At 56.5% G+C, this 13,280-nt stretch carries 11 protein-coding genes; 10 read left to right on the top strand and 1 reads right to left on the bottom strand.

The window, feature by feature from the left end:
* Nucleotides 1-63 precede the first annotated feature (63 nt).
* Genes motA through cheW form a run of 4 tightly spaced genes read left to right on the top strand, consistent with a single transcriptional unit; the run spans nucleotide 64 to nucleotide 4,465 of the window.
* The gene (gene motA / locus ABFI50_RS00760) at nucleotides 64-951 is read left to right on the top strand and encodes a flagellar motor stator protein MotA (protein WP_008500417.1); all 888 of its coding nucleotides are present in this window, start codon (nucleotides 64-66) and stop codon (nucleotides 949-951) included.
* Complete coding sequence (gene motB / locus ABFI50_RS00755; RefSeq protein ID WP_014884353.1) at nucleotides 948-1,877, top strand: flagellar motor protein MotB; 930 nt, start codon at nucleotides 948-950, stop codon at nucleotides 1,875-1,877. The genes motA and motB overlap by 4 nt, the downstream gene beginning before the upstream one ends.
* A 4-nt stretch (nucleotides 1,878-1,881) precedes the next feature.
* Nucleotides 1,882-3,942 (top strand): chemotaxis protein CheA, encoded by a 2,061-nt coding sequence (gene cheA / locus ABFI50_RS00750; RefSeq protein WP_063666328.1) that lies wholly within the window; start codon nucleotides 1,882-1,884, stop codon nucleotides 3,940-3,942.
* A gap of 19 nt (nucleotides 3,943-3,961) precedes the next feature.
* On the top strand, nucleotides 3,962-4,465 hold the full coding sequence (cheW, locus tag ABFI50_RS00745; RefSeq protein WP_014884351.1) for a chemotaxis protein CheW: 504 nt from the start codon (nucleotides 3,962-3,964) through the stop codon (nucleotides 4,463-4,465).
* A gap of 103 nt (nucleotides 4,466-4,568) precedes the next feature.
* On the opposite strand, the gene ABFI50_RS00740 is transcribed toward cheW, so the two are convergent.
* Nucleotides 4,569-5,828 carry a dicarboxylate/amino acid:cation symporter gene (locus ABFI50_RS00740; protein ID WP_014884350.1) on the bottom strand — a complete coding sequence of 420 codons (1,260 nt, stop codon included), beginning with the start codon at nucleotides 5,826-5,828 and terminating at the stop codon, nucleotides 4,569-4,571.
* Nucleotides 5,829-6,257: 429 nt separating this feature from the next.
* Between ABFI50_RS00740 and ABFI50_RS00735 the strand changes: the two genes are divergently transcribed.
* The 6 genes from ABFI50_RS00735 to tar all read left to right on the top strand — a co-directional run bounded on the left by ABFI50_RS00735 (nucleotide 6,258) and on the right by tar (nucleotide 13,236).
* A complete protein-coding gene (locus ABFI50_RS00735) occupies nucleotides 6,258-6,830 on the top strand; it encodes a spore coat protein U domain-containing protein (protein WP_063666330.1) in 573 nt (190 codons plus the stop codon).
* 12 nt (nucleotides 6,831-6,842) lie between these two features.
* A complete protein-coding gene (locus ABFI50_RS00730; protein ID WP_032629056.1) occupies nucleotides 6,843-7,391 on the top strand; it encodes a spore coat U domain-containing protein in 549 nt (182 codons plus the stop codon).
* A gap of 16 nt (nucleotides 7,392-7,407) precedes the next feature.
* Nucleotides 7,408-8,166 (top strand): molecular chaperone, encoded by a 759-nt coding sequence (locus tag ABFI50_RS00725; protein WP_014884347.1) that lies wholly within the window; start codon nucleotides 7,408-7,410, stop codon nucleotides 8,164-8,166.
* Nucleotides 8,142-10,526, top strand: coding sequence for a fimbria/pilus outer membrane usher protein (locus ABFI50_RS00720; RefSeq protein ID WP_347485150.1), 2,385 nt, complete (start codon nucleotides 8,142-8,144; stop codon nucleotides 10,524-10,526). Before ABFI50_RS00725 ends, ABFI50_RS00720 begins: the two co-directional genes overlap by 25 nt.
* A complete protein-coding gene (locus ABFI50_RS00715; protein ID WP_347485148.1) occupies nucleotides 10,523-11,485 on the top strand; it encodes a spore coat U domain-containing protein in 963 nt (320 codons plus the stop codon). Before ABFI50_RS00720 ends, ABFI50_RS00715 begins: the two co-directional genes overlap by 4 nt.
* Before the next feature lie 83 nt (nucleotides 11,486-11,568).
* A complete protein-coding gene (tar, locus tag ABFI50_RS00710; RefSeq protein WP_045281170.1) occupies nucleotides 11,569-13,236 on the top strand; it encodes a methyl-accepting chemotaxis protein II in 1,668 nt (555 codons plus the stop codon).
* Nucleotides 13,237-13,280: the final 44 nt, after the last annotated feature.

Below are 13,280 nucleotides of genomic sequence, written 5' to 3'. Positions count from 1 at the left end.
CTCAAACGGTAAACGCTACGAACTGAACGTCCTTGCCATAGTCACTAGCGGAAGGATGATGTCGTGCTTATCTTATTAGGTTACCTGGTAGTTCTCGGTACAGTTTTCGGCGGTTACATGATGACCGGCGGGCACCTTGGAGCACTCTATCAACCGGCTGAACTTATTATCATCGGCGGCGCAGGGGTAGGGGCTTTTATCGTTGGTAACAACGGCAAATCCATCAAGGGCACGTTGAAAGCCATTCCATTGCTGTTCCGTCGCTCGAAATATACCAAAAGCATGTATATGGATCTGCTGGCGCTGCTCTATCGCCTGATGGCGAAGTCACGTCAGCAGGGGATGTTCTCTCTTGAGCGGGATATTGAAAACCCGAAAGAGAGCGAAATTTTTGCCAGCTATCCGCGCATTCTGGCTGATGCCATGATGCTTGATTTCATCGTCGATTATCTGCGACTCATCATCAGCGGCAATATGAATACCTTTGAAATCGAAGCGCTGATGGATGAAGAGATCGAAACCCACGAAAGCGAATCTGAAGTGCCGGCTAACAGCCTGGCGCTGGTGGGTGACTCGCTTCCGGCTTTCGGTATCGTTGCGGCGGTGATGGGGGTGGTACATGCCCTGGCCTCGGCGGATCGTCCGGCGGCCGAACTGGGCGCGCTGATTGCCCATGCGATGGTAGGGACCTTCCTCGGTATTTTGCTGGCTTATGGTTTTATCTCTCCGCTGGCCAGCGTCCTGCGCCAGAAGAGCGCGGAAACCACCAAAATGATGCAGTGCGTGAAGATCACGCTGCTCTCAAACCTCAACGGTTATGCGCCGCCGATCGCGGTTGAATTTGGCCGTAAAACGCTTTACTCCAGCGAGCGTCCGTCGTTTATCGAACTTGAAGAACACGTGCGCGCGGTGAAAAACCCAAACCAACAGACGACAACTGAGGACGCATGAAAAACCAGTCCCATCCGATCGTCATCGTAAAAAAACGCAAGCACAAGGGCGGTGGGCATGGCGCGCACGGCTCGTGGAAAATCGCGTACGCCGACTTTATGACTGCAATGATGGCGTTCTTTCTGGTGATGTGGCTGATCTCCATCTCCAGCCCGAAAGAACTGATCCAGATTGCCGAATATTTCCGTACGCCGCTGGCGACGGCAGTGACCGGTGGGCCGCGTATCTCTAACAGCGACAGCCCCATTCCTGGCGGCGGTGATGATTACACCCAGCAGAAGGGTGAGGTGAAAAAAGAGCCGAACATCGACGAGCTGAAGAGGAAGATGGAACAGGCGCGTCTGAAAAAACTGCGTGGCGATCTCGATCAGCTGATTGAGGCTGACCCCAAACTGCGTGCGTTGCGACCGCACCTGAAAATCGATCTGGTGCAGGAAGGGTTGCGTATTCAGATCATTGATAGCCAGAACCGTCCGATGTTTAAAACCGGCAGCGCCGAGGTTGAGCCGTACATGCGCGATATTCTGCGCGCTATTGCACCGGTGCTGAACGGCATTCCTAACCGAATCAGCCTGTCAGGCCACACGGATGATTTCCCGTACGCCAGTGGGGAGAAGGGATACAGCAACTGGGAGCTTTCTGCCGATCGTGCCAACGCCTCGCGTCGCGAGCTGGTGGCCGGTGGGCTTGATGATGGCAAGGTACTGCGCGTGGTCGGCATGGCAGCAACCATGCGCGTCTCCGACCGCGGGCCGGATGACGCCATCAACCGTCGTATCAGTCTTTTAGTGCTGAACCAGCAGGCGGAGCAGGCCATCCTGCATGAAAACGCCGAAAGTCAGAATGAGTCACTGGACGATTTAAAACAGCCTGGGGCCGTTCCTTCGGCTGCCGTTCCAACATCGCCACCAGCCAATCCGAGGTGATAGCGTGAGCATGGATATTAGCGATTTTTACCAGACATTTTTTGATGAAGCCGACGAATTGTTGGCCGATATGGAGCAACATTTGCTCGACCTGGTGCCCGAAGCACCGGACTCCGAGCAGCTCAATGCCATCTTCCGTGCGGCGCATTCCATTAAGGGCGGAGCCGGAACGTTTGGATTTACCATCCTGCAGGAAACAACCCATTTAATGGAAAACCTGCTGGATGAAGCACGACGCGGTGAGATGCAGCTCAATACCGACATTATCAACCTGTTTTTGGAAACCAAAGATATTATGCAGGAACAGCTCGACGCCTATAAAAGTTCGGCAGAGCCTGATGCCGCCAGCTTTGAATATATCTGCAATGCGCTTCGCCAGCTCGCCCTGGAAGCAAAAGGTGAGGTCGCAGCAGCCGTTGTCCCTGCTGCAAAACTGAGCGTTGTCGATGCGGTTGGTGCCGGTGAAACCGCGCCAGCCGCTGCGCAAGCGGGCAAATTGCGTGTTGTGCTTTCACGCCTGAAAGAGAATGAGGTTAACCTGCTGGAAGAAGAGCTGGGTAACCTGGCGACGTTAAGCAATGTCGTGAAAGGCAAAGACAGCCTCGCCGCTACGCTTGATGACGGGATTGGTCAGGACGATATCGTGGCGGTGCTGTGCTTTGTGATTGAAGCCGACCAGATTGCCTTCGAAACCGAAACCGAAACCGAAACCGAAACCGAAACCGCCGAAGCGGAAGCTCCGGTAGCGCAGGAAGAGGTGGCCGTCATCGCTCAGGCTCCGACCCCGGCTGTCGCGCCTGCGGCCCCGGCGCTGAAAGCGGTGCCAAAAGACGCTGCTGCACCTGCACGTGGTGAAAAACCGGCCGCGCGCTCCAGCGAATCCACCAGCATTCGCGTTGCCGTTGAGAAGGTTGACCAGCTGATCAACCTGGTGGGCGAACTGGTGATCACCCAGTCGATGCTGGCACAACGTTCTAATGAACTGGACCCGGTTACCCATGGCGATCTGATCACCAGCATGGGTCAGTTACAACGTAACGCCCGCGATCTGCAGGAATCGGTCATGTCCATCCGTATGATGCCGATGGAATATGTCTTCAGCCGCTTCCCGCGCCTGGTACGCGATCTCGCGAGCAAACTGAATAAACAGATTGAACTGACGCTGATGGGTAGCTCCACCGAGCTGGATAAGAGCCTGATCGAGCGCATCATCGACCCGTTAACGCACCTCGTGCGTAACAGCCTCGACCACGGTATTGAACTGCCGGAAAACCGCATTGCTGCCGGAAAATCGCCGGTGGGCAATTTGATTCTCTCTGCGGAACATCAGGGCGGGAATATTTGCATCGAAGTGACCGATGACGGCGCGGGTCTTAACCGCGAGCGTATTCTGGCGAAGGCGATTTCGCAGGGCATGGCGGTCAACGAAAACATGACCGATGAAGAAGTGGGGATGCTGATCTTCGCGCCCGGCTTCTCTACCGCAGAGCAGGTGACTGACGTTTCCGGGCGCGGCGTCGGCATGGACGTGGTGAAACGTAACATCCAGGAGATGGGCGGCCACGTTGAGATCCAGTCTAAGCAGGGTTCCGGCACCACCATTCGCATCCTGCTTCCGCTGACGCTGGCGATCCTCGACGGGATGTCCGTGAAAGTGGCAGACGAAGTGTTCATTCTTCCGCTGAACGCGGTGATGGAATCCCTGCAGCCGCGTGAAGAAGATCTGCATCCGCTGGCGGGCGGTGAGCGCGTGCTCGAAGTGCGCGGGGAATATCTGCCGCTGGTGGAACTGTGGAAAGTGTTCGAAGTGGACGGCGCGAAGACAGAGGCCACGCAGGGCATCGTGGTGATCCTGCAAAGTGCGGGCCGTCGCTATGCGCTGCTGGTTGATCAGCTGATTGGTCAGCATCAGGTGGTGGTGAAGAACCTCGAAAGCAACTACCGCAAAGTGCCTGGTATTTCTGCCGCGACCATTCTGGGTGATGGTAGCGTGGCGCTGATCGTCGATGTGTCGGCGCTTCAGGGATTAAATCGTGAACAACGTGTGGCGTACACAGCCGCCTGATTAAGTAGAAGGTAAAAACATGACCGGTATGAGTAATGTAACGAAACTGGCGGGCGAGCCATCAGGACAGGAATTCCTGGTATTCACTTTAGGCGATGAGGAGTACGGCATCGATATCCTTAAAGTGCAGGAAATTCGTGGTTACGATCAGGTTACCCGCATCGCTAACACACCTGCTTTTATTAAAGGTGTCACCAACCTGCGCGGCGTCATTGTGCCCATCGTCGATCTGCGCGTGAAGTTCAGCCAGGGCGACGTTGACTACAATGACAACACCGTGGTGATCGTCCTGAACCTGGGGCAGCGCGTGGTGGGTATCGTGGTGGATGGCGTATCTGACGTGCTCTCTCTGACCTCTGACCAGATTCGCCCTGCGCCGGAGTTTGCGGTCACCCTGTCGACCGAATACCTGACCGGTCTGGGTGCGCTCGGCGAGCGTATGCTGATTCTGGTGAACATTGAGAAGCTGCTGAACAGCGAAGAGATGGCGCTGCTGGATATCGCGGCGAATCACGTAGCGTAGGTAAATGCAAAACGGCAACTCAGTTGCCGTTTTTTATGTTTGCTCCCTCTCCCTGTGGGAGAGGGTCGGGGTGAGGGCATCAGGCCTCACCCCTTTCATATCCTTACGCTTCCTGCTTTACCAGCTCAGCTTCCGCTTCCCGCGCCCCTTCATTCTGCGACAGCATCGCGGTCGCAATCCCGTTCCCCAGCACGTTAATGGCTGAACGCCCCATATCCAGGAAGTGGTCAATCCCCATCAGCAGCAGAATGCCCGCTACCGGGATATTAAAACTTGGAATGGTCGCAGCCAGCACCACCAGGGACGAACGCGGTACGCCCGCAATCCCCTTTGACGCCAGCATCAGGGTTAACATCAGTACCGTTACCTCTGAGAAACTCAGGTGAATGTTATACGCCTGGGCGATAAACATCGACGCGAACGAGCAGTACACCATCGACCCCACCAGGTTGAAGGAGTAGCCAATTGGCAGAACAAAAGAGGCGATATTGCGTGAGCAGCCAAAACGCTCCAGTTGCTCCAGCGTTTTAGGGTAGGCGGCTTCAGAACTGCTGGTGGTGAACGCCACCAGTACCGGGTCTTTCAACATGCTGACCAGGCGAAACACCTCTTTTTTCAAAACCATATAGCCCACGGCGAGCAATACCAGGCAGGTGAGAAGGATGGCAACATAGTAACCGCCAATAAAGGAGGCATAGTTCAACAGAATGCCTAAGCCCTGAGTGGCAATGACGGAGGAGATCGCCGCAAAGATGGCCAGCGGCGCAACGTACATCACGTAACCGGTTACCTTCAGCATGATATGGGAAACCACATCCAGCGCGGCAACCAGCGGCGCGTTGAATTTCTGCCCCAGCGACGCACCGCCGATACCGAAGAACATTGAGAACACTACAATCTGCAGGATCTCATTGTTCGACATCGCGCCTGCGATACTGGTTGGAATAGTGTGAGACAGAAACGCTTTCAGCGTCATGCCTCCAACGGCCAGACCGGTATCTACCGCCTCGGTTGGGATCGTCAGGTTCAGACCACTTCCCGGATGCTCCAGCGTGACGATAAACAGTCCGACCAGAATGGAGAGCACCGATGAGCTGATAAACCACACCATCGCTTTACCGCCAACGCGGCCAATGGTGGAGGTTTCGCCCAGTTTCATAATGCCGACGGTCAGCGTACTGAAGACCAAGGGCGCAATAACCATTTTGATCAGACGAAGGAAGATGTCGGTCAGCAGGGTAATATTATCCGACCAGGCTTTAATGGCATCCGCAGATGCGTATTCATGAATTGCTGCCCCTGAAAGAATACCCGCCAGCATGAATATCACGATGAAGAGTGTGAGTTTGTTTGCACTTGCCACGAAAAAAGACCCTCTATGCGCTTTAGATGTCGCCCGCGCCGATACATATAGATTTTTTATTACTGCGCGGGAAATTATTCGGCACATAAATTGACGCAAAGTGTAGGGGGATACAACAAGTTTTTAAGTTTTATTAATTTTGTTGTTAATGTGCAGACGATATATTGTGACGCTTATCACACTTTTGCGGATATATCCTCAGGCTTCGCGCCCGAATATTCTTTTATTTCGGTTTAACTTTCTGTTTTTAAAAAATAAATGCTGTCAATAAGACATAGGTTGTGACTACCCTGCGTCGGGTGGTCGAAGCGATATCCGTAAACTAAATTCTCAATAACCCCCTCAGAGGAACGTTAAGCGGGGCTAACATCTTGAACGTTAAAAATAAAATGTTGCAAGGGAACGGAGACGTCTTCTGGAGGGTGGTAAATGAAAAGAAAACTCCTTTTGATCTGTGCAGGCACATTACTGACGACGACCGTAGTTCATCAGGTACTGGCCGTTACCAGCAGCGGCACCATCGGGGCGACGCTGACGCTGACAAACGGCTGCCTGATAAACGGATCGCCCACGCAAAGTGGTATTAACTTCGGGACGCTCGATTTTGGTACCCATCCCGCAACGTTTTCCACCCTTACGACGCAGTTGAGCGGCGCCAGCGGCGGAAACACCTTTACCGTCCAGTGTACGACCGCCAGCTATACGGTCGCGATAACCGGCAATACCCATTCCACCGCCCCTGGCTCCGTGGTGGGGTCGCCAGGGACGCCTGAGCGCTACCTGGTCAATACGGCCAACGCGGCACAGGGCGTGGCTTATAGCCTGTACAGCGACAGCGGGTTCAACTCTGTGATTGCCAATAACACCGCGTTGCCGATCGCGTCTACGGCAGGTGGGGTCGACAGTTATACCCTGTACGGCCGCATTACCGGAGGCGGGAACAGCGTAACGGTGGTACCCGGCACCTATACCGACACGATTAACGTCAGCGTGACCTATTAGATCTGCACTGCCATGAAGGCCCCTTTTACAGGTCTGCGCAAACGCGCAGAGGGAAGCGTGCAGCCTTTTTTCGCGCTGATCGTCGGGCTGTTGCTGATACCTGCTGCGGGGGCGGTGACATCGCAGTCCTTTAAGGTCAGCGCGACCATTGTACCGGGTTGCGCGGTGGCCACCGGTAGCGGGGGGCTTCTCGGTACGCTGGATTTTGGCACCCATAACGGGGTGGAAAGCGCGCCAGTCAGTACCAGCTTTGTGCCAAACGGGGCGTTGTCTATCGCCTGTACGCCTGGCGTGGCGCTGAGCATGAGCATTAATGGCGGTCAAAATTATTCATCCGTCCGTCGGATGAAGCGGTCCGGAGGAACAGAACTGGTGCCGTACCGGCTCTACAGCAGTAGCTCGCTGGCCGCCAACAGCGAAATTGGCGTTAACCAGGCAATACCGGTGACCTATACCAACAGCAATAACATCGCGCTGCCGCTGTTTGGCGTGGCGCTACTGACCGGCTTTAGCCCGGCAGGAACCTATTCCGATCAGCTCACCGTGACCTTGTCATGGTAATAAAGGGAGAGAGTCGATGAAGCCATTGTTCCGGCAGTTGTGTCTGGCGGGTGTTTTATCAGGCGTCGCGGCCACAGGCGAGGCGCAGGCGGCGGCCACCATTCTGCTCTGGCCCATCGATCCCTGGCTTGCCGCAGATGCCAACGCCACGGAGCTGTGGATCCAGAACCAGGGAAACAGCGCAACGACGATGCAGGTGCGTATTGTGCGCTGGAAGCAGGAAGGGGGATACGAACGCTACAGCGCGCAGCAGGACGTGGTCGCCAGCCCGCCCATTGTCACCATTCAGAAAGGCAATAAACAGCTGATTCGCCTTATCAAACAGAGCGCAGTCCCTGTCGGGGTCGAACAAGCCTACCGCATTATTGTTGATGAAATTCCCCAGCCCGACGCGAAAGCCGAACCCTCCATCGGCCTTAAATTACAGATGCGCTATTCCATTCCGCTGTTTGTCTACGGACAGGGTATCCCGACCCTTAAAGAGGGGGCGCATCATGCCCTGGCCGAGACCCGAAACCTGAGCTGGCGCGTGACCCACGAGGGAGGACAGCCTGCATTACAGGTACGTAATCAGGGGGATGTGCATGTCAGATTAAGCCAGGTGTCACTGGAGCAGGGCGGACAGAAACGCACCGTAGCGGAGGGATTACTGGGTTACGTCCTCCCGGGCAGCACCCGCAGCTGGCCAATACCCGCTGGCGTTCGTCAGCCGGACCGGATGAGCGCGCAGATTAATGCCAGGGATGAACAATGGCAGTCGACGCCCGTCAACTGAAGCCGGCAATGATGCTACTGCTTTGCGTCAGCACCACAACCTGGGCCGATCCCGGTGACGACAGTTTACCGCCGCCTCCTCAGGCGCAGGCGGTAAATGATGAGGCTGTTTTCCAGCTTGCCCTCGTGCTCAACCACTACGACACCGGTCTGGTGGTACCCGTGACGCAACGTAACGGCGCTTTCTTTATCTCCAGCGCCGATTTGCTGCGCGCGGGGCTCCCCCCGGAACATGTGCCCGCCGGCGAGGTGAATCTCTCCTCACTAAGTCAGGTTCGTGTGGCGTATGACAGTGCCGCACAGCGCCTGTTGCTGACCGTTCCCCGCGACTGGATCAGTGCCCGGGTGACGCCTTTCAGTGCCCAAACGGCGCAGACCAAACCGCACTATGGGCGCGGGGCGCTGCTGAATTACGATCTGTATACCAACCACACGGAACATATCGGCGGTCAGGCGTCGCTCTGGCATGAATTCCGCTACTTCAACGAGAACGGCTCGTTCTCCTCCACCGGCTACGCCCGGAAAAATTTCACCGGAAACGACGGTCAACAGGAAGGGTATGTTCGCTATGACACGACGCTGCTGATAACCCGTGAGGATGACGCGACCACCTTGAGCGCGGGGGATGTGATCAGCGATGCCCTGAGCTGGACCTCCAGCGTGCGGATGGGCGGTATTAGCTACGGACGTGATTTCTCCCTGCGCCCGGACCTGGTGACATGGCCGCTGCCGGAGTTTTCGGGTGAAGCCGCGGTGCCTACCTCGGTGGATCTGTTTATCAACGGCTATCGCTCTGGCTCAACCCAGCTTCAGCCTGGCCCCTTCACCCTGACCAATCTGCCCTATATCAACGGTGCCGGGGATGCGGTGCTGGTCACTACCGACGCGCTGGGCCGTCAGGTGAGTACTACGCTACCGTTTTATGTCACCAGCGATTTGCTCAAACAAGGGCTGAGTGACGGCGCCGTGACGCTCGGCAGCCTGCGCCGTAACTATGGCATCAGGAACTTTGACTACGGTCCTGCTGCCGGTAGCGGCTCGTATCGCTACGGGGTGACCGACTGGCTGACGCTGGAGGGCCATGCGGAAGGGGCGCAGGAGCTGGCGCTGGGCGGGGCGGGGACGGTGATCAAACTCGGCCAGTTTGGCGTAGTGAATACCTCGTACTCACAAAGCCACATGCGCGGAGACAACGGCGGGCAAATCAACTGGGGTTACCAGTACAACACCAGCGAGTTCAGCGTGGCCACCCAGCACACGCGTCGCGATCGCGGTTTTGGCAATCTCGCCCTTTATGACCAGCCGACGGTGTATGACGAAAACGACAAACCCATCGCCAGCTTCAGCCGCAATACGGACCAGTATTCTCTGACGTTTAACATGGGGCAGTACGGCAATATTGGCGCGGCCTGGATTGGCGTAGAGAGTTTTGACGGCCAAAAAACGGAGCTGCTGAATCTCTCGTGGAGCCGAAATCTGTGGGGCGCAAGCAGCATTTACCTGGCCGGCAGCCGGGACCAGCAGCGGGGGGACTGGACGGTTGCGCTCTCGCTGCAGGTGCCGCTGGGCGCACGCGACAGCGCTGCCGTCACCGTTGAGAACACCCCGGATGCGGGCAGCACGCAGCGGATTAACTATAACCACTCCATGCCTTCTGACGGCGGTTTTAGCTGGAACATGGCCTGGGCAAACCAATCAAAATCCAGTGATTATCAGCAAGGTACGCTGGGCTGGCGCAATAACAACATCGAACTGCAGGGCGGCGGCTACGGCGAAAGAGACACCATGACCTGGTGGGGCGAGGCAATGGGCGCGATTGTCCTGATGGACGGAGAGCTGTTTGCGGCGAACAAAATCAACGATGCGTTTGTGGTGATCAGCACCGACGGTCATCCGGACGTGCCCGTCAGCTATGAGAACCAACCCGTGGGTAAAACGAATAACAACGGTTACCTGCTGGTCAGCGGGGTGTCGGCGTATTACCCGGCAAGCTACCGGATTGATACGCTGAATCTGCCTGCGGATACCCGGCTGAAAGAGACAGAGCGGCGGATTGCCATCCGTCGTCACAGCGGTTATCTGGTGGATTTCCCGATGGAGCAGGAGAGAGTGGCAAGCGTCATTCTGCATGATGCGCGAGGGCAAGCGATTCCGGTTGGAAGCCAGGTGCGGCGAGCCTCGCGCAGTAATGCGGTGGTGGGCTATGACGGGATCGCCTGGCTGGAGAATCTCAGCGACGTCAATCCGCTTGAGGTGATCACGCCTGCCGGGAAGCGCTGCACGGCGACCCTGAACGTGGGGCCTAATCCGCAGCATAAGCTGCAAACCTACGGTCCGCTGGTGTGTCGGGAGGACCCGTGAAACGCTGGCTGCTGTTGATGCTGCTGCTGTTCTCCTGCGGGGGCTGGGCGGCGTGTACCGTCAGTACGGTCAATGCCTCGTTTGGTAGCGTCACGTCGTTTGCGCTTAGCGGAACCGGGGAGGTGGAAACCACCGGTACGCTGGTAGTGGCATGCGATGCGGTACTGAATATTCTGACCAACGATTCGGTGACGTTGAATTACACCGCGGCGTCGGTTTCGGGCAACAGCCGCGCCAACCTGAAACGCACCGACGACACGAGTATTACGGATGTGATCCCCACCCGGCTGTGTGGATTATCGGGTTGTGCGAGCAGTAGCGAAGTGCAGATAAGTAAATCGTATACCTGGAGCGGTAATACCCTGCTGGGGTTGCTTGGCTCAAAGCGGTACAACATACCGCTCTATTTTCGCACCGTCGCCGGACAAAACGTGACGGCGGGGCCTTACCAGGTGCTGTTGACCTTCAGCATCAATTACAACGTCTGCGCCGTCGGTCTTGGAAGCCTTTGTACATCTCCCCAGTCGGGAACAGCAACAACCACTATTCTGCTGAACATGACCGTCACCAACGACTGCAGTGCCATGACCACGCCGGACGTAAACTTTAACAGCGCGCCGCTGGTACAAAGTTTCCCTACCGTTTCGCAGGCCATTGCCGTGACCTGTACTAAAGGCAGCACCTACACCATTGGCATTAATAATGGTGCCAACGCCCTGAACAACGTGCGGCGGATGGTGAGCGGCAGTAACTATATGAGCTACGACATCTATAAAGAAGCCACCACCAACCGCTGGGGCGGCAGCGGCGCCGAACGCTGGACCAGCGCGACCTCGTCCCAGGTCAGCACCGACGGTTTACTGCGCACCTACAACTACACCGCGAAGGTCCTGACCAGTCAGGCCACACCCCCCGCAGGTACCTACACCGATACGCTGATTGTTGACGTCGCGTTTTAGTCCACGCTTTTCCCTTTCGCAAATGTAAAGTTCCTGTGGCCTGTGCCGATAACACCGTTAATAAATCTATGAGAAGGTGTTGTATGTTGAACCGTATCCGCGTTGTCACAATGCTTATGATGGTGCTGGTCATTTTCGCACTACTTCAGCTTATCTCCGGCGGGCTTTTTTTCTCGTCATTAAAACAGAACCAGGACAGTTTCGCCGCCTCGAACGATCTTCGCCTGCAGCAGAGTGAACTCACCTCGACGTGGGATCTGATGCTGCAAACGCGTATCAACCTGAGCCGCTCGTCCGCGCGCATGATGATGGACCCTAACAATCAGCAGAGCAGCGCGAAGACCGATCTGTTGAAAAATGCCCGCGCCACCCTGGCTGACGCCGCAAAACACTACGCCGCCTTCAAACAGATCGCGCCGCAGCCTGCTATGGCGCAGGTTAGCCAGAATATTGATGAAAAATACACTGCCTACTTTGCTGGCCTGACGGAGCTGATCCAGTTCCTGGAGAGCGGCAACATGGACGCCTATTTCGCACAGCCCACGCAGGGGATGCAAAACGCACTCGGCGCCGCGCTCGGGGAATATGCGAAGGCCAGTGGTGATCTCTATCACTCGGCCTTTACGGAAAGCCAGAATGACTACCGCTTTGCGAAATGGCAGATGGCGGCGATGGCGCTGGCGCTGGTTATTGTCCTGGTCGCGGTGTGGTACGGCATTCGCCACATCCTGCTGAATCCTCTCGGTCGCGTCATTGCCCACATTCGTGAAATTGCCAGTGGCGATCTAACCAAAACGCTGGCCGTTTCCGGGCGCAATGAGATTACCGAACTGGCTAACAGCGTTGACCATATGCAGCGTTCGCTCATCGATACCGTCGCCAACGTGCGTAGCGGCACGGATGCCATCTATACCGGCACCAGCGAAATTGCGATGGGGAATAACGATCTCTCATCCCGTACCGAGCAGCAGGCGTCCGCGCTGGAAGAGACCGCTGCCAGCATGGAGCAGCTTACCGCAACCGTGAAGCAGAACGCCGATAACGCCCGTCAGGCCTCTCAGCTGGCAGAAAGCGCCTCCGAGACGGCGCAGCGCGGCGGCCGCGTGGTGGATGGCGTGGTGAAAACCATGCACGAAATTGCCGACAGCTCGAAGAAAATTGCCGACATCATCAGCGTCATCGACGGCATCGCCTTCCAGACCAATATTCTGGCGCTGAACGCCGCCGTGGAAGCGGCGAGGGCGGGTGAGCAGGGTCGCGGGTTTGCGGTGGTTGCCGGGGAAGTGCGCAACTTGGCCAGCCGCAGCGCCAACGCGGCGAAAGAGATTAAGGCCCTGATTGAAGACTCCGTCTCCCGCGTGGATACCGGCTCGGTACTGGTGGAAAGCGCCGGGGAGACCATGAATGACATCGTGAATGCTGTTACCCGCGTAACGGACATCATGGGTGAAATCGCCTCTGCATCTGATGAGCAGAGTCGTGGTATCGATCAGGTTGCCCTGGCGGTATCGGAAATGGATCGCGTGACACAACAAAACGCCGCGCTGGTGCAGGAGTCCGCTGCCGCGGCCGCTGCCCTTGAAGACCAGGCGAGCCGTCTGAAGATGGCCGTCTCGGCGTTTCGTCTCGCTTCACTCGCTGGAAATACGGTCACTGCGCAAGCCACGTATAAAGCGCCTGCCGCCGAATCGACGGCAACTCGCCTGCGTGCTGCACCGGCCGGACAAGATGAAAACTGGGAAACATTTTGACTGACAATTAAACCGCGGCTGCTTGCCGCTTGATGGGAGCGTGG

The sequence above is a fragment of the Enterobacter sp. HNDS-6 genome, from assembly GCF_039850505.1.
Taxonomy (GTDB): domain Bacteria; phylum Pseudomonadota; class Gammaproteobacteria; order Enterobacterales; family Enterobacteriaceae; genus Enterobacter; species Enterobacter kobei.
The sequence above is the reverse complement of the archived record's forward strand: the minus strand, read 5'-3'. Positions and strand labels throughout refer to the sequence as shown.